Below are 23,826 nucleotides of genomic sequence, written 5' to 3'. Positions count from 1 at the left end.
GCTGAGCGCGCGCCGAGCTGCGCGCCGCGTCGCGCCTCGGCGCTCGCAGCGCGCCGCGCCTCAGCGCTCGCGGTAGACCGCGACCACCGCGGAGGCCCGCCGCTGCACCGCCGCGTGGACGGCCGCATACCGCGGCTCGTCGCGCAGGGACGCGAGGACGGGACAGCGCTCGAGCCAGATCAGGTCGAACAGGCCGTCGGCCAGCGAGAGCTCGAGCGCGGTCAGCGCGAGCTCTCGCTGGCCGAGGAAGGCCGCGAACTCCGCCTGGAGCTGCCGGATGAACGACGTGCGCCGCAGCGCCGTGACGGGCGGGCGCTCGCCCTCGACCTGCACGGGCCGGACGTCCAAGAGCCGCCCCTCGATGAGGTCGTCGATCACCTGCGCGAACGGCGTGGGGAGGTCCGGGAACGCCTCGCTCACGCGCTTCTGAGAGAGCTTCTCGACCACCTCCGGGTCGCGCTGCCAGAGCACGCGGCGCATCCGCAGGACGGTGTAGCCCGATCCGCTCCCCACCGTCGGATGCGCCCGGATCACGTCGTCGGCGTCCGACCACCTGCCCAGCAGCGTGTACGCGCGCGCCAGCGCCTGCGCCGCCAGCACCACCTCGGGATCGCGCGCCAGCGCCGACCGCGCGCGCCGCGCGCCCTCCTCGAAGGCGCCGCACTCGAGCAGGATGTGGCCGATGAGGCCCTCCGCCTCGGCGTTCCCCGAGCGGCTCGCGAGCGCCGCCTTGAGCTCCCGCATCGCGCCGACCACGTCGAGGCGCTGGAACCGCACCGACGCCATCGCGAGCCGCGCGTCCGGCAGCCCGGGCGCCGCGGCGACGGCGCGCGACGCCGCCTCCGTGGCCAGCTCCCCGCCGCGGTCCGTGAAGAACCAGAAGCGGCAGCGCGCGAGCGCGTAGGCCGACAGGATCATCGGATCCTCGGGCGCGCGCGAGAGCGCCTGCTCGAACAGCGCGATCGCCCGCTCCTGGTGCTCCGGCCAGAACCTGCGGTACTCGTGGCGCCCGCGCAGGAACAGGTCGAGCGCCACGGGATCGCTCGGCGCCGTGCGGTTCGGCGCGGCCCCGTCGAGCGTCAACGCCTCCGCGACCGCCTCGGCCACCTCGTCGTTGATCCGCAGCACCTCCGCCTCGGGGCGATCGAAGCGCTTCGCCCACAGCTGGAACCCGTCGGCGACGCTGATGAGCCGCGCGTTGATCCGCACCGTCCCGTCGCGCCGCCGCACCGAGCCCCCGACGACCACCTGCACCCCGAGCTCGCGCCCGATCTCGCGCGGATCGAGCTCGGAGGACGATCGCCGCCCGAGCGCCCCGCGCGGCCTCACCCGGAGGCCCGGCGTCATGGAGAGCGTGTCGACGAGATCGTCCGTCAGCTCCTCGGCCAGGTACGCGTCCGACGCAGGTCCCTGGTTCGCGAACGGCAGGACCACGACGCTCTTGCCGCCGTGCTCGGCCACCCCGGAGCTCGCCCCCGGGGTCACCCCGGAGACCGCCGTCCGCCCCTGCGGCGGCGTGAACGCCGGCGGCGTCGCCGTGGCCGGGCGGGTGAGCGAGGCGAGGTCGTGCACGACGCTCTCGACGGACGCGTACCGGTCGTCGCGCTCGCGCGCCATGCAGCGGAGCACCACGCGCGCGAGCGCGTCGGGCAGGTCGGCGCGCCGGAGCCGCGGATCCGGCGGGTCGGCGAAGAGCCGCGCCGCGGCGACGGCGAGCGGCGCGTCGCCCTGCCACGCGCGCTCACCCGTGAGCATCTCGTAGAGCATCGCCCCGAGGGCGTAGATGTCGGCGCGCGCGTCGACGTCGTCGGCGCCCTGCACCTGCTCGGGCGCCATGTACGCCGGCGTCCCCATGACCGCGCCCAGCGTCTGGCCCGCCTCGCCGCTCGCGACCGCGCGCGCGATCCCGAAGTCGGTCAGGACAATGCGCCCGTCGCGCCCGAGCAGCACGTTGTCCGGCTTGAGGTCACGGTGGATGACGCCGGCCCGGTGCGCGGCGTGGAGGCCCGCGCAGACGCCCTCCACGACGTCGAGCGCGCGGCTCACGCCGAGCCGCCGCTCGCGCGCGAGCAGCGCGGCGAGCGGCTCGCCGTCGACGAACTCCATCGTCAGGAACCGGTCGCCCTCGTGCTCGCCGATGTCGAAGACGCGCGCCACGTTCGGGTGCGTCACCTTGCGCGAGAGCCGCACCTCGCGCCGGAACCGATCGGTCACCTCCGGCGCGACGCTGAGCTCGCGGCGCAGCACCTTGACCGCGACGAGCTCCTCGAGCTCCAGGTCGCGGGCGCGGTACACGCTGCCCATCCCGCCGATGCCGACCAGCCCGAGGAGCTCGTACCGGCCTGCGAGGACCTGCCGCGGGCCGGTCGCCACGGCGTCCGCGGGGTCGGCCGCTTGCCGCGCGCCGCTCGCCGCGAGCGGAAGGTCGTGGATCGTGTCGTCCTTGAAGCTCTGCGGCATAGGGGAATTCCGGCGGCCGTTGCCCCCCGCGTCACGAGATTAGCCCACGGGATCGGCCGGTCGAGCGCCGACCGTCGCGGGAGCTCCAGCACGGAGGTGCTAGTCTCCGTCGCCCATGGCAGAGGCGTCGAGCTCCATCGTGGTGGAGTCGCTCTCCAAGACGTACCAGGTCCACGAGCGCGCAGCCGGCTTCTCGGCCACCGTGCGCTCGCTCTTCCGGCGCCGCACCAAGGCCGTCCACGCCGTCGAGGACCTCTCGTTCTCGATCGCCCCCGGCGAGCGCGTCGGCTTCCTCGGCCCGAACGGCGCCGGGAAGACGACGACGCTGAAGGTGCTCTCCGGGCTCCTCCACCCGTCGGGCGGCAAGGTCGAGGTCGCTGGCTTCGTCCCGCGGCACCGTGAGCCCGATTTCCTCAAGCGGATCACCCTCGTGATGGGGCAAAAGCAGCAGCTGCTCTGGGACCTCCCGCCCGCCGAGACCTTCGCGGTGAACCGAGCGATCTATGGGATCGGCGACGCGGATTTCAAGGAGACCCTCGGTGAGCTGGAAGACCTCCTCGGCATCGCCGAGATCGCGACGAAGCCGACGCGGCAGCTCTCGCTCGGCGAGCGCATGAAGTGCGAGCTGGCGGCGGCCCTGCTGCACCGGCCGGAGATCCTGTTCCTCGACGAGCCGACGATCGGGCTCGACGTGGCGATGCAGCTCGGCGTCCGCGAGTTCATCCGCCGCTACAACGAGCGGCGACGGGCGACGATCGTGCTCACGTCCCATTACATGGACGACGTGGCGGCGCTCTGTCCGCGGGTCATCGTCATCGACAAGGGCAGGCTGCGCTACGACGGCGACCTCGCGGCGCTCGTCCGCAGCATGCGGCCTCACAAGCGGATCGCGCTGCACTTCAAGAACCCTGTCGACCGGGCGCTCCTCGAGCGGGTGGGCGCCGTCCTCTCGCTCGATCCTGGCCACGCGGTGCTGCAGGTCCCGCAGGCGGAGCTGCGCGAGGCGATGTCCTGGCTGCTCGGCCGCACCGACATCGCGGATCTCACGGTCGAGGATCCTCCCCTGGAGGAGGTGATGCGCGAGCTCTTTTCGGGCGTGGAGCCCTCGGTGGGACCGGAAGGCGAGGCGGCGGGCTCGACGGGCGGGGCGGCGTCATGAGCGGGTTCTCTCGGGCCGCCCGGGCGTTCCCGACGCTGCTCCGCGTCGGGATCGCGGCCGCGCTCGCGTACCGGGCCGAGATGCTGATCTGGATGCTCACGACGACGATGCCGCTCGTGAGCCTCGCGCTCTGGTCGGCGGTGGCCGCGAGCGCGCCGGTCGGCCGCTTCGGGCCGCGCGACTTCTCCGCGTACTTCCTGGCCATCCTCATCGTCCGGCAGCTGACCGGCTCGTGGCTCGTCTGGGAGATGAACATGGACATCAAGAGCGGCGCCCTCTCGCAGCGCCTGCTCCGGCCGATCCACCCGCTCTTCTCGTACGCCGCCGAGAACCTCGCCGCGCTGCCGCTCCGGGCGGCGCTCTGCTTGCCCATCGCGGTCATCGCGCTCGTCGCGACGTCGGGCGAGCGGTTCCAGCCGACGGCTCTCGAACTCGGGCTCTGGGTCGTCTCCCTCGTCGGCGCCTGGGCGATCAACTTCTTCACCATGGCGCTGATCGGCTCGCTGGCGTTCGTCATCGACAGCTCGACCGCGGTGTTCGACGTCTACCTCGCGGCCTTCATGGTGCTCGCCGGCTACCTCGTCCCGATCGAGCTGTTCCCCTCGTGGCTCGCCGATCTCGCGCGGGTCCTGCCGTTCCGTTACAGCCTCGCGTTCCCTGTCGAGCTCATCACCGGCCTGCTCGACCCGGGCCGCGCGCTCACCGAGCTCGCGGTGCAGTGGGCCTTCGCCGCCGCGTCCGCCGCCGCCGCGCTCGTCGCGTGGCGCGCGGGGGTCCGGCGGTTCTCGGCGTTCGGCGGGTGAGCGGCGTGCGTTACCTCCGGTTGCTCGCGACGCAGCTGCGCGTGTCGATCGCGCTCGGGATGCAGTACCGGTGGGATTTCCTGCTCGGCGCGGTGATGACCGTCGTGTGGACGGTGGTCGGGCTGGTGCCGCTCCACATCGCGCTCGTGGCCCGGCCGCCGGTGCAGGGCTGGACGTACGAGCGGGCGCTCGTTGTCGTCGGGTGGTTCACGCTGCTCAAGGGCATCCTCGAGGGGGCCGTGAACCCGTCGCTCATCAGCGTGGTCGACCAGATCCGGAAGGGCACGCTCGATTTCACGCTGCTCAAGCCGGCCGACGCGCAGTTCCTCGTCTCCACGGCCCGGTTCGAGATCCGCAAGGTCGTGGACGCCGCGGCCGCGGTGGCGATCTTCACCTACGCCTTCGCCCAGATGGGGCGCGCCCCCGCGCCTGCCCACGTCGCGCTGGCGCTCGGCCTGCTCGTGACGGCGACGCTGGTGCTCTACTCCATCTGCATCCTGGTCATCTCCGCCGCGTTCTGGGTCGTGCGCCTCGACAACCTGGCCTACCTCTTCAACTCCATCTTCGATTTCGCGCGCTGGCCGGTCACGATCTTCACCGGCTTCTGGCGCGTCGTCTTCACCGTGATCGTCCCGCTCGCGCTGATGACCACGTACCCGGCGGAGGCGATGCTCGGCACCATCGCCCCGCGCACGGCCGCCGCCGCGGCGCTCGGCGCGCTCGTCTTCGGCGCCGTCGCCCGCGGCGTGTGGAAGCGCGCGATAGGCCGGTATACATCGGCGTCGAGCTGAGCGTCGCCAGGGCTTCCGGCGAGCGGCGCGCTGCGTTAACGTCACACGATTGCCCTCCGGGTGCGAGGAGGACTACGGACACCGGGGAGAAGCGCAGGATCGGGACATCGGGAAGGAGACGCGGTGAAGGACGGAGGGCTGACGCTCGAGGAGTTGGGTCGGAGCATCGTCGATCTCGCGATGACCGAGGACGTGATACGCCGCCAGGCGATCGCCCTCCTCCCGGTCGGGCGCCGCGAGGAGCGAGAGCTCGAGGTCCTCGGCAGGCCGTCGCGGCTCACGATGGACTTCGAGGTCGGCGACCCGGCGGCGACGCGGAGCATGAGCGGCGCGTTCGATGTCGCGATCCCGCACGCCGTGACGGTGCGGGTCGACGCGGAGGGAGAGGCGGAGGAGCACCGGCTCGACGTGACCCTCACGCTGCGCATCACGCCGAGGCCCTGCGCGCCGCTCGGGATCTTCCTGGACGTCGCGGAGCTGTCGGCGGAGTCGGTGAGGTTCGCCGAGTCGCGGGCCTCCGCGAAGGACTACCTGCGCGGCCGGATCGCGGAAGAGGTGCGGAGGGAGCTCCTCCGCCTCGTGCGCGCGCGGATCGCGGAGAGCCGCGCGGACCGCACGCTCGACCTGGAGGAGCCGCTCCTCCGCGCGCTCGGCGACGCCTCCTGGGCGGGGCAGGAGGAGGCGGAGGAGCCGGACGGGCGGGACGCGCCGCCGCCGAGCCGGGTGCGCGGGGCAGGCGGCCCGGCGAGCGGCGTTGGGCTGCCGGACGCGCAGCTCAGCGACCTGGACGCGCAGCTGCGGTTCTTCGGGAACGCGATGCCCCTCCAGGTGTGGACCGCGCGCCCGGACGGCCAGCTGAACTTCGTGAACCGGGCCGTCCTCGACTATTTCGACCGCACGGAGGAGCAGATGATCGGCGAGGGCTGGCTCGCGGTGCTGCACCCGGACGACGTCCCGAAGACGGTGGCGGCGTGGACCCGGAGCCTCACGACGGGGGAGCCGTACGACACCGAGTTCCGCCTGCGGCGGGCGAGCGATCAGACGTACCGGGAGCACGTGGTCAGCGCGCTGCCGCAGCGCGACGCGGCGGGGAACATCTTCCGGTGGATCGGCGGCACCACCGACGTGGCCGAGCTGCGCCGCGCCGAGGCCGCCCTCCGGAGGAGCGAGGCGCGCTACCGGCTCTTCGCGGAGGCGTCGAACGAGGGCGTCTGGTTCTGGAACATCCGCGAGGACACCGTGGAGTGGAGCGATCGCATGCTCCAGATGATCGGCGTCCGCCGAGAGGCGTGGGGCGGGACGTTCGCGAGCTTCTTCGAGCGCGTGCACCCCGACGACCAGGGGCCGGTGCAGGCCGCGCTGAGGGCTCACCTCGAGGAGCGGCGGCCGTTCGAGGCGGAGTACCGGCTGCGGCGCGAGGACGGCGAGTACCGCGACGTGTTCGTCCGCGGCATGGCCGAGTGGGACGACAACGGCGTGCCGTTCCAGATGGCGGGCGGCGCGACGGACATCACCGAGAAGAAGCGTCAGCAGGCCGTGCTGAACGAGCGGCTCGAGATCATCGAGCAGCAGCAGGAGGCGATCCGGGCGCTGTCGACGCCGATCATCGAGGTCTGGAGGGGGGTGCTGACGATGCCGGTGCTCGGCGTCCTCGACGAGGAGCGCGCGCAGCAGATGATGGAGGTGCTGCTCGAGGCCGTGGCGCGGACCCGCTGCCGTCACGCGATCATCGATCTGACCGGGGTGAGCGCCGTGGACGCGGCCACGGCCGATCACGTGCTGCGGCTCATCGACGCCGTGGCGCTGCTCGGGGCGCAGGGCATCGTCGTCGGCATCCGGCCGGAGGTGGCGCAGACGGTGGTGTCGCTGGGGCTCGATCTGTCGAACATCAAGACGCTCTCGAACCTCCGCGAGGCGCTCCTCTTCGCGATGCAGTCGAGCGGGGTGTCGGTCAAGCGGCGGCGCAGGCGGAGGGCGGGGCGCGAGCGCGCGGACGACGCGAAGGGGACGCGCGATCCGCGCGACGGCTGATCGGCACAGGCGGCGCGAGCGCGCTCGACCTCCTCGTAAGGCGCGGCGGTTGAGGTAGAACCTCGCCCATGGCGAAGATCCCCTCCATCAAGCTCGGCGGCCAGGGCGGCGTCGCCGGCGCGCTGCGCGGCGTCGCGCTCGGCCTCGTGCTCCTCGTGACGATGCTGTTCGTCGCGTGCACCACGGTGACGCGGATCGACGCCGCGCACGTGGGCATCCGGGTCAAGCTCGCCGGCTCGAACCGCGGCGTGAGCGATATCCCGGTCGTGACCGGCTGGGTGTTCTACAACCCGCTCACCGAGCAGATCGTGCAGTTTCCGACGAGCGTGCAGAACGTGGTCTGGACGGCGTCGGCGCACGAGGGCCGGACGGTCGACGAGTCGATCACGTTCTCGTCCTCCGAGGGCGTCAACGTCGGCGCGGACATCGGGATGTCGTTCCACATCGAGCCGGACAAGGCGCCCCACCTGTACCTGCGCTTCCGCGAGAACGACCTGATGCGGCTCGCCGACCGCTACGTGCGCAACGCGGTGCGCGAGGCGTTCAACTCGGTCGCGTCGAAGATGCCGGTCCAGGAGATCTACGGGTCGGGCAAGACGAGGCTCATCCACGACGTGCAGAAGGAGCTCGTGCTGGTGCTCGAGAAGGACGGCATCCGGATCGATCAGCTCACGATCAACGGCGCGCTGAGGCTTCCCGAGAACGTGGCCGCGGCGATCAACCAGGCGATGGAGGCGACGCAGAAGGCGATCCAGGCCGAGAACCGGGTGCGTCAGGTGAGGGCGGAGGCCGATCAGGCGATCGCGACGGCCCGCGGCGCGGCCGAGTCGGCGCGGGAGCGGGCCCGCGGCGAGGCGGACGCGCTGCTCATCCGCGCGCGCTCCGAGGCCAAGGCGAACACGATCATCCGGCTGTCGACGACGGCGGCGGTGCTGCAGTACCGCGCGCTCGAGCGGTGGAACGGGCGCCTGCCGGCGATGAACCAGGGCCCGCTGCCGATGCTGACGTTCGACATGAAGAGCGCGCTCGACAAGGACGCCGAGCAGAAGCTGGCCGAGCTGCTCGAGGAGACGGCGCCAGGCGGTGATGCGGCGCCGGCTCCCGGGTCGGCGCCGGCTGGCGGGGCGGCGACGGGCGCGGGCGGCGACGAAGGCGACAAGGGCGCGAAGCCCGCGGAAAAGCCGGCAGGGCAAGCGCCGGTCAGCGCGCCCTGAGCAGCTCCTGGTCCTGGTTGACGTCGCGAGGGGGGGTGCGACGATGACGGCAATGCGTCCTCGCCGGCGGCTCGCCGCCTTACTCCCGCTTCTGTGCGTGCCCTCGCTCCCGCTCGCTCTCGCGGGCTGCCAGCAGATCCTGGGCATTCATGACGTGAGCGACGATCGAGACACGGTCAGGCCCGACGGCCAGACGTCTCAAGGGAGCGGGGGCGCGCCCTCCGGGGTTGGCGGCGGCGGCGATGCCAGCGGCGGGCTCGGCGGCGGCGAGGCAGGCGGCGGCGGTCACGGCCCTGACGTCATGGATCTCGCGCTCGTCGTCCTGACGCCCAACGTCACGGTGCCTCTCGGGGGGAAGAACCTTGTCGAGATCGAGATACGCCGTACTGGCGGCTTCGATGGCGAGGTAACCGTGGCGGCGGTGAGCCCTCCTGCGGGCCTCGTCGTCAAACCCGTCACGATCGCCGCCAAGGAGACGAAGGCCGAGATCGTGGTAGGCGCCGAGGCGCCGCTCGCCCTGGGCAACACGATCTCCTTCACCCTGGCGGCGACCTCCGGCGCCCTGGAGAGCACCGCCGCCGTGACGAACGCGCTCGTGACCGGCCGCCCGGGCTCCCTGGACGCCACATTCGGCGTGGCGACGGGCATCGCGCCGGTGCGCTTCGGGAACGACGACGGCGGCTATTTCACCGATATCGAGGTGGTCGGCGAGCGGATCGTCGCGACCGGCTGGGGCATCGGCGGCGTCGGCGGCTCCTCGATGAAGATAGCGCGCCTGACCAGCGCCGGCGCGCTGGATCCCGACTTCGCCGGCGGCGCCTTGCTGTCGACGAGGATCGGGAGCAGCTCGGGCTCCGAGGCCGAGTCGTTCGCGGTGGGGCACCGGGTCGACGGCAAGATCATCGCGATAGGCTGGCACGAGATCCCGGAGCCGCGTGACATCGCCCTCTGGCGCGTCGGGGCGAACGGCGCGACCACCGACCCGGAGTTCGGCAACAACGGCAAGGCGCTGGTCGATACGGGCGGCGAAGAGACGGTCGTGGATGGGCTCGTCCTGGCCAACGACAAGATCCTCGTCGCCGGCGCTCGCGACGCGCGCATGATGGTGGCGCGCATCTCTTCGAATGGGAAGCTCGACACCGCCTTTGCCGCGCCGAACGGCTTCTGGGCGCTCGACCGCGCCTCCACCGCGAGGGCCGTGGTCGTCGACCGCGAGGGCCGGATCCTGGTCGTGGGCGAGGTGGACACGGGGGGCCAGTCCGACGGCATCCTCGCCCGCTTCCTGGCCAACGGGCAGCCCGACACCACCTTCGGGACCGGCGGCCAGCAGGTCTTCGGCACGTCCGCGAGCAGCGAGCGCACGGCGGCGGTCGCTGTCCTCGACGACGGCCGCATCCTCGTGGGCGGCAGCGCCGGCAAGGACGGGAGCGCCGACTTCGAGGTCCGCCGCTTCCTCGAAGACGGCGCCGCCGACCCGAGCTTCGGCGCGTCGGGCGTCGTCGCGCTCCCGATCACCGACGGCGACGACGTGGCGGAGGACGCCATCGTGCTCCCCGACGGCCGGATCCTGGTCGTGGGCAATGCGACCGGCGGCGCCACGCCTGGGCCGGTGCTCGCGCGCTACCTGCGTGACGGCAGGCTCGATCCCAACTTCGGAGTTGGTGGCGTGCTCTCCTTGTATGTCGGCGACTCGGGCAGCATCCAGCGGGCCGCGGTCTACCCGGGCCAGAAGGTCGTGATCTGCGGCGAGAACCAGGGGGGTGTGCCAGGTCCAGGGACGTACGGGATCGTGGCGCGCCTCTGGATGTAGCGCTCGTCCGCGCCGAGTCAGGGTCCGAGCAGCGGTCGCCCTTCGCCACATCCACAGGTCTCAAGACAAGGCTCCTCGCTGCCTTGCCCCGCCGCCCACCCCCGTGCACGCTTCGCCCATGGGCCAGCCCGCCGAGAAGCAGCGCCGAGCCACCTACGCCGACCTCGAAGCCGTCCCGGCGAACAAGGTGGCGGAGCTCATCGGCGGCGTGCTCCACGTCCTGCCCCGCCCGGCACCCCGACATGCGAACGCCGAGGGAGCCCTTCAGGGCGAGCTGTTCGGCCCCTTCCACCGCGGTCGTGGCGGTCCGGGCGGATGGTGGATCCTCCCCGAGCCCGAGCTCCACTTCCCCGACCCGGACGCGCCGGGCGAGATCGACGCGCTCGTACCCGACCTCGCCGGCTGGCGCCGCGAGCGCATGCCGGAGCTACCGGAGACGGCCTTCTTCCCGCTCGCTCCGGACTGGATCTGCGAGGTGCTGAGCCCGTCGACGGCGTCTGTCGACCGTGACGAGAAGATGCCGATCTACGCGCGCGAGGGCGTGCGGTACGCATGGCTGGTCGACCCGATCGCACGGACGTTGGAGGCCTCCTCGCTCGTCTTGGGCCGGGGCTGGGGGCCCGCCGTCATCTACCGCGACGCTGCGCGCGTGGGAGTCGAGCCCTTCGAGGCGATCGAGCTCGATCTCTCGGTGCTCTGGGCGACGTAGCAGGCCACCGCGCCGTTCAGTCCCTGGCGCCGCGGCCCGGGCAGCCCGAGCTCAGCGCGGCGCTCGCGTCGTGGCCTCCCACCGCTCCAGCGTGACGACGAGCCGAGCCGCCCCGAGGACGCCGGCCGGGAGCACGAAGAGCAGCGCGCAAGGCAAGAACGAGAGCAGCGCGAGGCCGGAGCCGAAGCCCATCACCGCGGCGAGGTTCCGGCGCACGAACTCGATCCGCGCCGCAACGGGCACGCCGCGGATCGACAGCGGGCAGTCGCAGAGGTCCCAGGCCCCCGCGAGCGCCGTCACCGCGAGCTGGAGCGGGACGACGACGACGTTCGCCGGCGCGAAGAGCAGACCGACGACGCCGAGGACGATGAGGATCGGGAGCGTGAAGGCGAGCGCCACGAGCGACGACTGCAGAGCGCGCCACATGTCCGCGAAGAAGCCGACCTCCGGCCACGGGGGCGCCCCGAGATCGGCCTCGGCCCTGCGCACCATCCGCTCCAGCGCGGTCCCCGAGAGCGGCTTCGCGAGCCCGAACGAGATCACGAGGGCGGCCACGAGCACCACCGCGAGCGAGAGGATCCGCAGCACGGCCATGAGCACGGTCCAGAGCCCCCCCGTCCCCGGCTCCCTCACGATCAGCTCGACGAGCGAAGGCGCGAGCTTCACGCCGACGATGGAGAGCACGACCATGAGCACCAGCGCGATGCCCGTGGGGACGAGCGCGAGCGGCCAGAGGTCCGGCGTGCGAAGGAGGTAACCGTAGCCGCCCAGCATGGCCTCGAGGCCCGCGCCGAAGCCGGGGCGATCGAGCGGCACGAGCCCCGCGGTCGGGCGCTGCGCGGGCGCCGAGAGAGAGCCGCGGGGAGCGTCGGGGGTGATCATCCGGCCACGAACGTCCCAGCGGTCGTGCATCGGGTCAACACCTTCCGCGCGCTGGCATCCGCCGCTGGACGAGCTCCCGCCTGCTGCGCAGTGAACGCGGCCCCTTGGATGCGTGGAGGACGCCTCGTCAGCCCTCGGGGAGCAGCGGATCGAGCACGCTCCCGCCCGGGGGCGAGGGCCCGAGCGCGCGGCCGAGGTGCTCGCGGATCGCGGCCGCGAGCGACTCGGTGACGCGCCTGCGCAGCTGGGTTCGCGACGTGACGAGCCCGATCTCCCGGAGCGGGATCGGCCGGGCGAGGGGCCGCACGCGGTCGCGGCGCTTGTCCGGGGGCAGCCCCTGCGCCACCAGCGCGGGCAGCACGGTCGCTCCGAGCCCGGTGTCGACCAGGCCGATCAACGTCTCGAAGCTGCCGCTCTCGAGCTGGACGCCGCGCGGGGGCCTCGCCTGGCCGCTCCTGCAATACGAGAGCACCTGGCTCCGGAAGCAGTGCCCCTCCGGGAGCACCCACAGCTCGCGATCGCTGAGGTTGGCCTGCGTGACCGTCTTGCGGTCGAGCAGCGGGTCGCCCTCGGGGAGATAGGCGACCATCGCCTCGTGTCCGAGGGGCGTCTCGCTCAGCCCCGGAGCGTGGAGCGGCGTCGCAGCGAGCCCCGCGTCGAGGGTGTCGGCGGCGAGCCGCTCGATGATCTCCTCGGTCTTCAGCTCCTCGATGAACAGCTCGACGCGCGGGTGCGCCTTCACGAAGGGCTCGAGGAACAGGGGCAGCACGGTGGGAGCGAGGGTCGGGATGATCCCCAGCCGGTAGCGCCCCGCCGGAGCGTCGTCGCCGGCGACGATCTGACCGAGCCGCTCCGTCTCCCGGAGGATCTCGCGCATCTGAGCGATGGCGCGCGCCCCCTCCTCGGTCACCAGGACGGGCTTCTTGCTGCGGTCGAACAGCACGATTCCGAGGAGCTCCTCGAGCTTCTGGACCTGCATGCTGAGCCCGGACTGCGAGACGTGGCAGCGCTCGGCCGCGGTGCGGAAGCTGCGGGTCTGCTCCACCGCCACGGCGTAGCGGAGCTGCGTGAGCGTCACCTGCTCGAGGTCCATGGCCGGAGGAGTATCATAAAAAATGAACGATTCATAAAATCGTTCGATTGGCACCGCGGGCGCAGAACGACCACGTTGCCTCTCGCTGGCGCGGAGGCACGAGACGCCCCCGCCCCGAAACGAGGAAAAGAGAATGTCGCTCATCAACACCCGCATCAAACCGTTCAAGGCCACCGCGTTCCACCAGGGGAAGTTCGTGGACGTCTCGCACGAGTCGGTCCTCGGCAAGTGGTCGCTCTTCGTGTTCTACCCGGCGGACTTCACCTTCGTGTGCCCGACCGAGCTCGAGGACCTCGCGGACCTCCACGGCGAGTTCCAGAAGCTGGGCGTCGAGATCTACGGCGTCTCCACCGACACGCACTTCGCGCACAAGGCGTGGCACGACACGTCCGCGGCGATCAAGAAGGTCAAATACCCGCTCGTCGGCGATCCGACCGCCACCCTCTCGCGCAACTTCGGCGTGCTCATCGAGGAGGAGGGCCTCGCGCTCCGCGGCTCGTTCCTCGTGAACCCCGACGGCGTCATCAAGGTCTACGAGATCCACGACCTCGGCATCGGCCGCAGCGCGGCGGAGATGCTCCGCAAGGCCAAGGCGGCCCAGTACGTCGCCGCGCACCCGGGCGAGGTCTGCCCGGCGAAGTGGGACGAGGGCGCGAAGACCCTCAAGCCGTCGCTCGATCTCGTCGGCAAGATCTGAGGTGTTCGGGCGTCGCCGCGCGCGTGGCGCGGCGACGCCCGACAGCGCTCGTGACCCGCTCGTATTCGCCGGAAGGAACGCAGCCATGCTCGAAGACTCCATCAAGACCCAGCTCCGCGACGTCCTCGGACGGCTGACCCGTCCCGTCGCGGTCACCGCCTTCGTCGACGACTCGCAGGGGTCGGAGGAGATGCGCGCGCTCCTGCGCGACGTCGCGAGCGCCTCGTCCCTCGTCGAGCTCCACGAGCAGCGCGAGGGCGAAGGGCGCACGCCGTCGTTCGGCATCCACTCCCCTGGCGAGGAGCCGCGCGTGATCTTCGCGGGGCTCCCGCTCGGTCACGAGCTCACCTCGCTGATCCTCGCGCTCCTGCACGTCGGCGGCTATCCGCCGAAGGTGAGCGCAGAGGCGCTCGAGCAGATCGCGCGGCTCGACGGCGAGCTCCGGTTCGAGACCTACTTCTCTCAATCGTGCCAGAACTGCCCCGACGTCGTGCAGGCGCTGAACCTGATGGCGGCCAAGAACCCGAGGGTTCGCCACGTCGCCGTCGATGGCGCCCTCTTCCGGGGCGAGGTCGAGCAGCGGAAGGTCATGGCCGTGCCGACCGTCTTCCTGAACGGCGAGCCCTTCGGCCAGGGTCGGATGGAGCTCGCGCAGATCCTCGCCAAGCTCGACGACGGCTCCTCCGTGAAGAGGCGCGTCGAGGCGCTCGACCAGCGCAAGCCGTTCGACATGCTCATCGTCGGCGGCGGGCCCGCCGGCGCTTCGGCGGCCATCTACGCGGCGCGCAAGGGCCTCGACACAGGCATCGTCGCCGAGCGCTTCGGCGGGCAGGTGATGGACACCCTCGCCATCGAGAACCTCATCTCGGTCGTGGAGACCGACGGGCCCAAGCTCGCGGCGGCGCTCGAGCAACACGTGCGCGCGTACCCCGTCGAGCTCATCAAGCACGAGCGCGTCGAGTCGATCACGCCCGGCTCGCCGTTCGAGCTGCGCCTGGCGAGCGGCGCCACGCTCCGCGCGAAGAGCGTCGTCCTGGCGACGGGCGCCCGGTGGCGCGACATGAACGTCCCCGGCGAGGCCGAGTACCGGACCAAGGGCGTGACGTACTGCCCGCACTGCGACGGACCGCTGTTCAAGGGAAAGCGGGTCGCCGTCATCGGCGGCGGCAACTCCGGCGTCGAGGCGGCGATCGATCTCGCGGGCGTGGTCGGCCACGTCACCCTGCTCGAGATCGCCCCCGCCCTCCGCGCCGACGCGGTCCTCGTTCGCAAGCTCAAGAGCATGCCCAACGTCGAGATCATCACCCGCGCGCGCACGACCGAGGTGGTGGGCGACGGGCAGAAGGTCGTCGGGCTCCGCTGGGCGCACACAGAGACGAAGGAGCAGAACCAGATCGAGGTCGAGGGCGTGTTCGTGCAGATCGGCCTCCTCCCCAACACCCGGTTCATCAAGGGGACGGTGGAGCTCAACGGCCTCGGCGAGGTCGTCGTCAACGATCGCGGGCAGACGTCGGTGCCCGGCCTCTTCGCCGCCGGCGACATGACGACCACGCCGTTCAAGCAGATCGTCGTCGCCCTCGGCGACGGCGCGAAGGCCGCCCTCGGGGCCTTCGAGCACCTCATCCGCGCCACCGCGCCGGCCGACTGAGCGCCCTCCGGCTGAGCTCGCTCGACGGGCTGCGGTCACGAGCTCAGCAGCTCAGCCACGCCTCGGACCGGAGCCGCTCGACAAGGAAATCGACGAACGCGCGCACCCTGGCCGCCGCCCGCCGGCCCTCCAGATGGACGACATGGATGGGGACCGGCGGGGGCTCGTGCGCGGCGAGCACGATCGAGAGGCGCCCGGCGCGCAGCTCCGGGCCGATCTGATACGAGAGCACCCGCGCGAACCCCCGCCCGGCCACGGCCGCCGCGATGGCGACGTCGGCGGTGTTGACGAGGAGCTGCGATGTTGGAAAGACACTCTCGACCCGTGAGCCCGACCCGAACGACCACTCCTCGGGTGAGCCCGTCGGCGAGAAGCCGATCGTGTCGAGCCGCGCCAGATCGGCCGGCGCCCTGGGCTCGCCCCGCGCGGCCAGGCACCCCGGCGACGCGCAGACCACCCGCCGCACCGAGCCGACGCGGATCGCGCTGAGCGACGAGTCCGGGAGATGGGCTATCCGGACGGCGACGTCGAGCCCCTCATCGAGCATGTCGACGATGCGGTCGACGAGCAGCGTCCGCGCCGACACGCGCGGATGGAGAGCGAGGAAGTCGAAGAGGGCCGGCGCGACGAACATTCGCCCGAACAGGACGGGCGCCGTCACGCCGATCTGCCCTCGCAACGCGGTATGGGACCCGGCCGCGGACGCCTCGGCCTCCTCGATCTCGCCGAGGATCCGCTTGCAATCCGCGAGGTACCGGGCGCCCGCCTCGGTCAGGCGGACGACGCGCGTCGTGCGGTGCAGGAGCCGGGTGCCGATGCGCTCCTCGAGCGCAGCGATGGCCCGCGTCACCGCCGGCGGCGACATGGACAGCCGCCGCGCGGCCGGCGCGAAGCCCTCCTCCTCGGCGACGGCCACGAACACGCGCATGGAGTCGAGGCGATCCATCGGATTATTCCATTTTCTGAAATGGTCCCTTGTCAAGGACGACCATTACCCTTGGCCACGGGAATGGACATCCTGGCTCGGCGAGCGCGGGAGGCCCACGCGGGCTGTTCCGCTCTCCGCTGACATCCACAGCCGAAAGGACCCCTCGATGACCCTCCCTGCCAGCCCCATCCGCCTCTACCGCTATGCGCTCTCGGGACACGCGCACCGCGTGGAGCTGTTCCTGTCGCTGCTGCGGCTGCCGTTCGAGAAGGTCGACGTCGATCTGAAGGGCGGCGCGCACAAGTCGCCCGAGTTCCTGAGCAAGAACGCGTTCGGTCAGGTGCCCGTGATCGAGGACGGCGACGTGACGCTGGCCGACAGCAACGCGATCCTCGTGTACCTGGCGACGCGGTACGACCCGTCGGGGCGCTGGCTCCCGCGCGATCCGGTGGCGGCGGCGCACGTGCAGCGGTGGCTCTCCGTGGCCGCCGGGCAGCTCGTGGCGGGGCCCGCGGCGGCGCGCGCCGCGAGCGTGTTCGGCCGCAAGCTGGACGTCGAGCAGGCCAAGGGGATCGCCGCGCAGCTCTTCGCGGTGATCGACCAGCACCTCGCGAACCAGCGCTTCCTGGCCGGCGACGAGCCGACCCTCGCGGACATCGCGATCTACACGTACACGGCGCACGCGCCCGAGGGCGGCGTGTCGCTGGATCCGTACGGGAACCTGCGCGCGTGGCTCGCCCGCGTGGAGGCGCTGCCCGGCTTCGTGCCGATGAAGAAGGCGCTGTCGTGACCTCCCTGCCCGGGTGGACAAGGGAGGGCTCGCCCTATCACCCGGGCGAGATGGCCATGCAGGCGCGGGCCGGGGCGCGCGAGCGCGCCGAGAAGGCCGGGCGCCGGATCATCCGGGACTTCATGCCCGACCAGCACCGCGAGCTGTTCGCGCAGCTGCCGTTCCTGCTCGTCGGGGCCCTCGACGCAGGGCGCCGGCCGTGGGCCTCGATCGTCGTGGGGCAGCCGGGGTTCATCTCGTCCCCGGATCCGCGGACGCTCGCGGTGAAGGCTCGCCCGGGAGCCGGCGATCCGCTCGGCCCGCACCTCGTGGCCGGCGCGCCCGTCGGCCTCCTCGGCATTCAGCTGGAGACCCGCCGCCGAAACCGGATGAACGGGACGATCAGCGCGGCCGGCGAGCAAGGCTTCGTGGTCGAGGTCGGGCAGAGCTTCGGCAACTGCGCGCAGTACATCCAGGCGCGGGAGCCCGAGCTCGTGAGGGCGCCGGACGTGGCTCCCGCGCCCCCGGCGCTGCCGGAAGGGCCGGCGCTGTCCGCCGGCGCGGCGGCGCGGATCCGCCGCGCGGACACGTTCTTCATCGCGACCGCGGCGCCGGCCGCGCGGGGAGGCGACGCGATCGAGGGCGCCGACGTGTCCCACCGGGGCGGCAAGCCGGGCTTCGTGCGCGTGACCGAGGAGGACGGCCACACCGTCCTGACCTCGCCGGATTTCACCGGGAACTCCATGTTCAACACGTTCGGCAACCTGGCGATGAACCCGCGCGCCGGGGTGCTCTTCGTCGACTTCGCCTCCGGCGGGGTGCTGTCGCTGACCGGCGAGGCCGAGGTGCTCTGGGACGGGCCGGAGCTCTCGGCCTTCGCCGGCGCCCAGCGGCTCCTGCGGTTCCACGTGGCCGAGGGCGTCTGGCGGGAGGGCGCGCTGCCGCTGCGCTGGTCGGCGCCGGTGCCCGCGCCGCAGCTCGCGGCGACGGGCTCGTGGGAGGACGTGGAGCGCAGGTGACGCCGCGCCGCGGGCCGCGGGGGCCCGTCCAGGGGAGTTTTGCCCCATCGGGGCGATCCGGGGCGGGCCCGGGCGGGCCGGCGTGCGGACGCGCACCTTGAGAATGCGTACGCGTCCTGCATCCTAGCCGGCGACCCCATGCGGCTCGCCAGCAAGCTCACCTTGGCCCTCGTCCTCGTCATGTGCGCGGCGCTGGGCCTGTACGGTTATCTCTCCGTCCGGCGCGAGCGGGCGCTCTTCGAGGCGGACATGCGGCGCGACGAGCACCTCATCGGCATCGCGCTCCGCGCGGCGGTTGTCGAGACGTGGCGCCGGGACGGGATGGGCCAGGCGCTCCAGCTGCTCGACGAGATGAGCGAGCGCGAGGATGGCGTGCGCTTCCGCTGGGTGTGGCTCGACGCGCCGGCCGGGGATCGCTTCGCGCCCGCGCTGCCCGCCGCCGAGATCGCGGAGCTCTCGCACGGCACCGAGGTCTTCCGGCTCGAGCGCGAGGGCGACAAGAGCGGGCGCTTCTACACGTACGCGCCCGTCGCGGTGGAGCCCGGGCGCGCCGGCGCCATCGAGATCTCCGAGTCGCTCGAGGAAGAAGAGACGTACGTCCAGGCGAGCGTGGTCAACACCGTGGTCACCATCGTCGCCCTCGCGGCGCTGAGCGGGCTCCTGGCGATGACCTTCGGGCAGGTCCTCGTCGGGCGCCCGACGCGGCGGCTCGTCGACAAGGCGCGGCGGATCGGCGAGGGCGACCTCGGCGGGCCGCTGCTCCTGCCGCAGCGCGACGAGCTCGGGCGGATCGCCCACGAGATCAACGCGATGTGCGAGCACCTGGCCGAGGCGCGCGAGCGCGCGGCCCGCGAGACGACCGCGCGCATCGCCGCGCTGGAGCAGCTCCGGCACGCGGATCGGCTCACCACCGTGGGCAAGCTGGCGTCGGGGCTCGCGCACGAGCTCGGCACGCCGCTCAACGTGGTGGGCGGCCGCGCCAAGATGATCGCGCGCGGCCTGCCGCAGGAGGAGGCGGCGGAGAGCGCGCGCATCATCGCCGAGCAGGCGGACCGGATGACGAAGATCATCCGGCAGCTGCTGGACTTCGCGCGCCGCCGGGTGGCGCAGAAGGCGCCGGCCGATCTCGCGCACATCGCGCGCCAGACGCTGGCGCTCCTGGAGCCCCTCGCCCGGAGGCGGAGCGTGACGCTCCGCCTCGACGAGGCGGCCGGCGGGGCGGCGCACGCCGAGGTGGACTCGGGGCAGATGCAGCAGGTGCTCACGAACCTCATCATGAACGGCATGCAGTCGATGAAGCGGGGCGGCGAGCTCACCGTGCGGGTGGAGCGCGCCGAGGCGCGCCCGCCGGCCGACCACGGCGGCGCCGCGGGCGAGCACGTCGCCGTCCGGGTGACCGACGGCGGCGAGGGGGTCGCGCCGGAGAACATCCCCCGCATCTTCGAGCCGTTCTTCACCACGAAGAACGTCGGCGAGGGCACGGGCCTCGGGCTGAGCGTGTCCTACGGGATCGTGCGCGAGCACGGCGGCTGGATCGAGGTGGAGAGCGAGCTCGGCAAGGGCTCGACGTTCACTGTGTACCTCGCGCCGAGCGGGCAGGATGGCGCGGATGGCGCAGGATGACGCGCGCCCGGCGGCCGCGAGCCGAGGGCGAGGGCGCGCTCGCCAGGGCGGCCGCCGCGCCGCGGCTGGCCGCGGGCGATGCGCTGTATTACGCGAGCTATCGAGGAGAGGTGGCGGGCGCGCCATCGAGGTGAGGATGGGCAGGCGAGCGCTGATCATCGACGACGACGAGGCGATGTGCGCGTGGCTCTCGGCGGACCTGCGGTCGCGCGGCGTCGAGGCGACGACCCGGACCTCACCGGCGGAGGCGCTCGCGCTGCTCGAGGCGGACGACGGCTTCGACGTCATCCTGACCGATCTGAACATGCGCGGGATGGACGGGATCGCGGTCTGCGGCCGGGCGGCCGAGATCCGGCCGGACGTGCCGGTCGTCGTGATCACCGCGTTCGGCAGCATCGAGACCGCGGTGCAGGCGATCCGCGCGGGCGCGTACGACTATGTGACCAAGCCGGTCGACATCGAGGCGCTGGCGCTGGCGCTGGAGCGGGCGATCGCGCATCACGCGCTCAAGGCCGAGGTGCGGCGGCTGCGCCGCGCCGTGGCGGGGCCCGGCGGGTTCCCGGACCTCATCGGCCGGAGCGCCGCGATGCGGGGCGTGCAGGACCTGATCGAGCGCATCGCCGACGCGGACGCGACGGTGCTCATCACCGGCGAGAGCGGGACGGGCAAGGAGGTCGTCGCGAAGGCGCTGCACGCGCGGAGCCGCCGCAAGGAGGGGCCGTTCGTGGCGATCAACTGCGCGGCGGTGCCGGAGTCGCTGATCGAGAGCGAGCTCTTCGGGCACGTGCGGGGGGCGTTCACCGACGCGCGCGCGGCGCGCTCCGGGCTGTTCGTCGAGGCGAACGGGGGGACGCTGCTGCTCGACGAGATCGGGGAGCTGCCGCTCGCGGTGCAGCCGAAGCTGCTCCGCGCGCTCCAGGAGCGCCGGGTGCGCCCGGTGGGCGGGAACGCGGAGGTGCCGTTCGACGCGCGCATCGTGGCCGCGACGAACCGCGACCTGGACGAGGCCGTCGAGGCGCGCCGGTTCCGGGAGGACCTGTACTACCGGATCAACGTGCTCCACGTGGAGCTGCCTCCCGTGCGCGCGCGGGGCAGCGACGTGCTGCTGCTCGCGCAGCGCTTCATCGAGGATTTCGCCACGCGCTGGGGCAAGGAGGTGGTCGGCCTGTCGCCGGCCGCCGCCGAGCGGCTGCTCGCCTACACGTGGCCGGGCAACGTGCGGGAGATCCAGAACGCCATGGAGCGGGCGGTGGCGCTCACGGGGTACCCGGAGATCACGGTGGAGGACCTGCCGGCGAAGATCCGGGAGCACCGGCCGTCGCACGTGCTCGTGGCGGGGGACGACCCGTCCGAGCTGGTGCCGCTCGAGGAAGTGGAGCGGCGCTACATCCTGCGGGTGCTCGAGGCGGCGGGCGGGAACAAGACGCTGGCGGCGAGGATCCTGGGGCTGGACCGGAAGACGCTGCACCGGAAGCTGGAGCGGTGGGAGCCGGGAGCCGGGGGGGCGAAGGGGAGCTGAGAGGGTAGGCGGGGTAGAAGAGGCCGCGGAGCCAGGCGCCGAGCGCGGATCGGCGGTGGAGGAGACCGGCGGCTGAGGCGCGGAGGAATACCCCGGACGGGGAACGACGCCCCACCCCGGATGGCCGACGCGGGGGGATCACCCCTGCAACCCGCCCGTCCGCCTCAACCTGGGTCGGTTCCGGCCACCTCAACCTCGGTCGGTTCCGGCCACCTCAACCTCGGTCGGTTCCGGGCGGTCACCTCAACCTGGGTCGGTTCCGGCCACCCCAACCTGGGTCGGTTCCGGACGGCCGCCGGTGGGCGGCACGCGGCCTGCAATACAGACCGCTCACCAAGGAGAGAGCCCGATGCCCCACGACTCGATGCGCGGTCTTGCCTCGATCCTGAATACGCCCCCTGAGCCGGTGCCGCGCGTCCACCCCGGCGCGACCCGCATCCGCGTGCTGCTCGCCGAGGACGACAAGGAGTTGAGGCTGCTCCTCGCCACCGCCCTCCGCCGCGACGGCTACGAGGTCCTGGAGGCGCACGACGCCAAGCACCTCCTCGAGCTGATGGGCGAAGCGCTCATCTCCGGGAACGGCGCCCCGGTCGATGTCGTGGTGAGCGACATCCGGATGCCAGGCGCGAGCGGACTCGATCTGCTGGCCGGGCTGCGCCGCGACGACTGGACCACGCCGGTGGTCCTCATCACCGCGTTCGGCGACCCGGAGACGCACGCGGAAGCCTACCGCCTGGGCGCCGACGCGGTGCTCGACAAGCCGCTCGACGTGGACGACCTGCGGCTCGTGGTCCAGACCCTCGTCTCGATGCGCGGCTGACGCACCACGAAGCCATGCGCGCCGCTCCACGCTGCGGCCAGCATCCTCGCTGCCACAGCCATCACAAGACGGCGCGTGGGCGGGAGTACGTCGACGAGCAACTGGCCTCCACACAACCCTTCTCAGGAGCACGTCAGTCGACCGACTGATAGGCTTTCAACATCGTCGTAGAGCAGATCCGTGCAATCGTGGCTCGCCGCCCGTGCATAGGCGCGATCGCCTGGCGCGGCGCGCACCCCGCCATGCCCACCACGGACGCCGTGTGGGCGTGCCGCTCGTCCGGCGGCAGGCCGTCGAACCAGGGCACCGGCGGCCGCGCGGCGGCGCTCTTCGAGGCGGACATGGCGATCGGCGAGGTGGCGTAATCTGCTCGGCGATTCCGAGCCGAGGGCGTTCCGGCGCTGGACCGGCGTGAGGCCGGAGGCGTTCCGCGCGCGGACCAGGGGCGCAGCGCCGCGGTGAGCGGCCTGCGCCGACGGCTGGCCTGACGGGTTCCTTCACGCGCGCCCGGCCGCGGCCTGCGCCGCTGCCGGGCCTGCGCTCACGGGCCCTGCGCTCAGGGGCCCGGGGGGGCGATCTCCAGCTTCGCCATCACGCTGCCGCTGCCCGTGATGCCCGCCTGGATGTTCTCGACCGCCTGCGTGATCGCATTGGTGGCCGGGATGAGGCACGCCCCCGCCTTCACGCTGCCGGTGGCCGCGCCCTCGAGGTGGCCGCCCGACTCGACCACCGCCTTGGCGCTGGCGAGGAGCAGCTCGCCGCGCGCGTGCGCGACGACGAGGAGCCGCGGCAGGTTCGCCCTGAGCGTCGCGATCGCCGCCTCGGCGTCGGCCCCACCCTCAATGTTGACCGCGGGCTCCCTGCAGCTGGCCTTCGCGCTCGCGCTCGCCTCGCAGGAGCCGCTGCACTCCGCGGACCCCTGGCACTCGGCGCTCGGCGGCTTGAGCTCGGCCCTGCACTTCGGCGCCTTGAACTGGACGTCGCACGAGCCCGAGCAATCAGCGTTGCACTGCACCGCTGCGTCGGCCGCGAACGCGCACGAGCCACGGCACTCGCCCGTGCAGTTGCCCTGGCACTCGCCGCGGCAGTCGCCGCCGGCGGTCGTCGCGGAGCACTCGCCGTCGCACGTGCCCTCGCACGTCCCCTGGCACGTTCCCTCGCAGTGGACGGCCAGGTTGGCCGAGCCCTCGCACGAGCCGGTGCACTTCCCCTCACACCGCCCCGAGAGCTGGCCAGGATCGCAGCGCGCGACGACCTCCGCCGGGGTCAGCTGGCACTCGACGTTGGCGCTGCACCTCGCCTCGCAGTTCGCCTGTACGCTCGCGTCGACCGTGCAGCTCGGCGGCTGGAAGGTGATCGACAGGCCGGCCGTCGCGTCCCCGAGCGCGTCGACGGCGAGCTCACACCATTGCACTGCCCGTTCGTTCGGCTTCGTCGCCGTGATCGTCGCCACATCCGCGCCGAGGTCCAGCGCGATCGCCTGACAGGCGCTCGTCACGTCCGCCACGATGGCGCCCGCGGCGCCCGTGAAGTCCGACACGGACTGCATGAAGGCACCATAATTGAGCTCTGCCTCGCCCTCGAGACCCCATTCCACCGTGGCGAGATCGGCGCCCGGCGTGAAGTCGCGACAGCAGACGTCATTCTGCAGCTCCGAGACCTTGTCACACCCCATCGCCGGGACGACGGAGAGCCCCGCCAGCGCCAGCGGGAATGCCGCGATTCGCCACGTCACACGGATATTCATCGGGAAACTCCTTGGTTCTTTGTCGGGCGTGCCGCTGGTGCCGAATTGCCACGGAGAGCGGTGATACCCCGTGAGGGAGCACGCTCGCCGCCGAGCTCGGACCG

General features: G+C 72.3%; 20 protein-coding genes. 15 read left to right on the top strand and 5 right to left on the bottom strand.

Annotated features, from left to right (window positions below; translation table 11 throughout):
* Window positions 1–60: 60 nt before the first annotated feature.
* Window positions 61–2,460, bottom strand: a complete 2,400-nt coding sequence (locus POL72_RS49495; protein ID WP_272104354.1) for a serine/threonine-protein kinase — start codon at window positions 2,458–2,460, stop codon at window positions 61–63.
* A 115-nt stretch (window positions 2,461–2,575) separates the two neighbouring features.
* Here POL72_RS49495 and POL72_RS49490 point away from each other — a divergent pair, with 115 nt between their 5' ends.
* The 7 genes from POL72_RS49490 (at window position 2,576) to POL72_RS49460 (ending at window position 10,977) form a co-directional block, all read left to right on the top strand.
* Complete coding sequence (locus tag POL72_RS49490; RefSeq protein ID WP_272104352.1) at window positions 2,576–3,619, top strand: ABC transporter ATP-binding protein; 1,044 nt, start codon at window positions 2,576–2,578, stop codon at window positions 3,617–3,619.
* Window positions 3,616–4,422, top strand: a complete 807-nt coding sequence (locus POL72_RS49485; RefSeq protein ID WP_272104351.1) for an ABC transporter permease — start codon at window positions 3,616–3,618, stop codon at window positions 4,420–4,422. Before POL72_RS49490 ends, POL72_RS49485 begins: the two co-directional genes overlap by 4 nt.
* On the top strand, window positions 4,419–5,213 hold the full coding sequence (locus POL72_RS49480; RefSeq protein WP_308738147.1) for an ABC-2 family transporter protein: 795 nt from the start codon (window positions 4,419–4,421) through the stop codon (window positions 5,211–5,213). Before POL72_RS49485 ends, POL72_RS49480 begins: the two co-directional genes overlap by 4 nt.
* Before the next feature lie 123 nt (window positions 5,214–5,336).
* The gene (locus tag POL72_RS49475; protein WP_272104349.1) at window positions 5,337–7,244 is read left to right on the top strand and encodes a PAS domain-containing protein; all 1,908 of its coding nucleotides are present in this window, start codon (window positions 5,337–5,339) and stop codon (window positions 7,242–7,244) included.
* Window positions 7,245–7,312: 68 nt separating this feature from the next.
* Window positions 7,313–8,458, top strand: a complete 1,146-nt coding sequence (locus POL72_RS49470; RefSeq protein ID WP_272104348.1) for a prohibitin family protein — start codon at window positions 7,313–7,315, stop codon at window positions 8,456–8,458.
* A gap of 154 nt (window positions 8,459–8,612) precedes the next feature.
* Window positions 8,613–10,268 carry a delta-60 repeat domain-containing protein gene (locus tag POL72_RS49465; protein WP_272104346.1) on the top strand — a complete coding sequence of 552 codons (1,656 nt, stop codon included), beginning with the start codon at window positions 8,613–8,615 and terminating at the stop codon, window positions 10,266–10,268.
* Window positions 10,269–10,386: 118 nt separating this feature from the next.
* Window positions 10,387–10,977 carry a Uma2 family endonuclease gene (locus POL72_RS49460; protein WP_272104344.1) on the top strand — a complete coding sequence of 197 codons (591 nt, stop codon included), beginning with the start codon at window positions 10,387–10,389 and terminating at the stop codon, window positions 10,975–10,977.
* A gap of 51 nt (window positions 10,978–11,028) precedes the next feature.
* On the opposite strand, the gene POL72_RS49455 is transcribed toward POL72_RS49460, so the two are convergent.
* Entirely contained in the window at window positions 11,029–11,889 is an 861-nt protein-coding gene (locus POL72_RS49455) for an EI24 domain-containing protein (RefSeq protein ID WP_272104342.1), read from the bottom strand.
* Window positions 11,890–11,986: 97 nt separating this feature from the next.
* Window positions 11,987–12,952 carry a hydrogen peroxide-inducible genes activator gene (locus POL72_RS49450; protein WP_272104340.1) on the bottom strand — a complete coding sequence of 322 codons (966 nt, stop codon included), beginning with the start codon at window positions 12,950–12,952 and terminating at the stop codon, window positions 11,987–11,989.
* A 133-nt stretch (window positions 12,953–13,085) separates the two neighbouring features.
* Between POL72_RS49450 and ahpC the strand changes: the two genes are divergently transcribed.
* Together ahpC and ahpF are read left to right on the top strand one after the other, a co-directional pair.
* On the top strand, window positions 13,086–13,649 hold the full coding sequence (ahpC, locus tag POL72_RS49445) for an alkyl hydroperoxide reductase subunit C (protein WP_272104338.1): 564 nt from the start codon (window positions 13,086–13,088) through the stop codon (window positions 13,647–13,649).
* A gap of 85 nt (window positions 13,650–13,734) precedes the next feature.
* Entirely contained in the window at window positions 13,735–15,297 is a 1,563-nt protein-coding gene (gene ahpF / locus POL72_RS49440) for an alkyl hydroperoxide reductase subunit F (RefSeq protein ID WP_272104336.1), read from the top strand.
* Between the two features lie 43 nt (window positions 15,298–15,340).
* Here the strand turns inward: ahpF and POL72_RS49435 are convergent, their stop codons facing one another.
* Complete coding sequence (locus tag POL72_RS49435; protein ID WP_272104334.1) at window positions 15,341–16,243, bottom strand: LysR family transcriptional regulator; 903 nt, start codon at window positions 16,241–16,243, stop codon at window positions 15,341–15,343.
* A 148-nt stretch (window positions 16,244–16,391) separates the two neighbouring features.
* Here POL72_RS49435 and POL72_RS49430 point away from each other — a divergent pair, with 148 nt between their 5' ends.
* The 6 genes from POL72_RS49430 to POL72_RS49405 all read left to right on the top strand — a co-directional run bounded on the left by POL72_RS49430 (window position 16,392) and on the right by POL72_RS49405 (window position 22,340).
* Entirely contained in the window at window positions 16,392–17,015 is a 624-nt protein-coding gene (locus POL72_RS49430; protein ID WP_272104333.1) for a glutathione S-transferase family protein, read from the top strand.
* On the top strand, window positions 17,012–18,013 hold the full coding sequence (locus POL72_RS49425; protein WP_272104331.1) for a pyridoxamine 5'-phosphate oxidase family protein: 1,002 nt from the start codon (window positions 17,012–17,014) through the stop codon (window positions 18,011–18,013). The genes POL72_RS49430 and POL72_RS49425 overlap by 4 nt, the downstream gene beginning before the upstream one ends.
* Before the next feature lie 138 nt (window positions 18,014–18,151).
* Window positions 18,152–19,636, top strand: coding sequence for a sensor histidine kinase (locus tag POL72_RS49420; RefSeq protein WP_272104330.1), 1,485 nt, complete (start codon window positions 18,152–18,154; stop codon window positions 19,634–19,636).
* Between the two features lie 136 nt (window positions 19,637–19,772).
* Window positions 19,773–21,155: a sigma-54-dependent transcriptional regulator gene (locus POL72_RS49415; protein ID WP_272104329.1), complete on the top strand. Its 1,383-nt coding sequence runs from the start codon at window positions 19,773–19,775 to the stop codon at window positions 21,153–21,155.
* A gap of 349 nt (window positions 21,156–21,504) precedes the next feature.
* The gene (locus POL72_RS49410) at window positions 21,505–21,975 is read left to right on the top strand and encodes a response regulator (RefSeq protein ID WP_272104328.1); all 471 of its coding nucleotides are present in this window, start codon (window positions 21,505–21,507) and stop codon (window positions 21,973–21,975) included.
* 242 nt (window positions 21,976–22,217) lie between these two features.
* Window positions 22,218–22,340 carry a hypothetical protein gene (locus tag POL72_RS49405; protein ID WP_272104327.1) on the top strand — a complete coding sequence of 41 codons (123 nt, stop codon included), beginning with the start codon at window positions 22,218–22,220 and terminating at the stop codon, window positions 22,338–22,340.
* A gap of 191 nt (window positions 22,341–22,531) precedes the next feature.
* Here POL72_RS49405 and POL72_RS49400 read toward each other — a convergent pair whose 3' ends face one another.
* Window positions 22,532–23,722, bottom strand: a complete 1,191-nt coding sequence (locus POL72_RS49400; RefSeq protein ID WP_272104325.1) for a hypothetical protein — start codon at window positions 23,720–23,722, stop codon at window positions 22,532–22,534.
* Window positions 23,723–23,826 lie beyond the last annotated feature (104 nt).

The organism is Sorangium aterium (assembly GCF_028368935.1).
Lineage (GTDB): Bacteria > Myxococcota_A > Polyangia > Polyangiales > Polyangiaceae > Sorangium > Sorangium atrum.
This window is presented reverse-complemented; position numbering and strand designations above follow the sequence as displayed.

Coding starts and splice junctions, on each gene's coding strand:
- POL72_RS49450 (WP_272104340.1), bottom strand. CDS start 12,952: ATGGACCTCGAGCAGGTGACGCTCACGCAGCTCCGCTACGCCGTGGCG.
- POL72_RS49485 (WP_272104351.1), top strand. CDS start 3,616: ATGAGCGGGTTCTCTCGGGCCGCCCGGGCGTTCCCGACGCTGCTCCGC.
- POL72_RS49495 (WP_272104354.1), bottom strand. CDS start 2,460: ATGCCGCAGAGCTTCAAGGACGACACGATCCACGACCTTCCGCTCGCG.
- POL72_RS49415 (WP_272104329.1), top strand. CDS start 19,773: ATGGGCAGGCGAGCGCTGATCATCGACGACGACGAGGCGATGTGCGCG.
- POL72_RS49490 (WP_272104352.1), top strand. CDS start 2,576: ATGGCAGAGGCGTCGAGCTCCATCGTGGTGGAGTCGCTCTCCAAGACG.
- POL72_RS49460 (WP_272104344.1), top strand. CDS start 10,387: ATGGGCCAGCCCGCCGAGAAGCAGCGCCGAGCCACCTACGCCGACCTC.
- ahpF (WP_272104336.1), top strand. CDS start 13,735: ATGCTCGAAGACTCCATCAAGACCCAGCTCCGCGACGTCCTCGGACGG.
- POL72_RS49430 (WP_272104333.1), top strand. CDS start 16,392: ATGACCCTCCCTGCCAGCCCCATCCGCCTCTACCGCTATGCGCTCTCG.
- ahpC (WP_272104338.1), top strand. CDS start 13,086: ATGTCGCTCATCAACACCCGCATCAAACCGTTCAAGGCCACCGCGTTC.
- POL72_RS49410 (WP_272104328.1), top strand. CDS start 21,505: ATGCCCCACGACTCGATGCGCGGTCTTGCCTCGATCCTGAATACGCCC.
- POL72_RS49400 (WP_272104325.1), bottom strand. CDS start 23,722: ATGAATATCCGTGTGACGTGGCGAATCGCGGCATTCCCGCTGGCGCTG.
- POL72_RS49420 (WP_272104330.1), top strand. CDS start 18,152: ATGCGGCTCGCCAGCAAGCTCACCTTGGCCCTCGTCCTCGTCATGTGC.
- POL72_RS49435 (WP_272104334.1), bottom strand. CDS start 16,243: ATGGATCGCCTCGACTCCATGCGCGTGTTCGTGGCCGTCGCCGAGGAG.
- POL72_RS49455 (WP_272104342.1), bottom strand. CDS start 11,889: ATGCACGACCGCTGGGACGTTCGTGGCCGGATGATCACCCCCGACGCT.
- POL72_RS49405 (WP_272104327.1), top strand. CDS start 22,218: ATGCCCACCACGGACGCCGTGTGGGCGTGCCGCTCGTCCGGCGGCAGG.
- POL72_RS49470 (WP_272104348.1), top strand. CDS start 7,313: ATGGCGAAGATCCCCTCCATCAAGCTCGGCGGCCAGGGCGGCGTCGCC.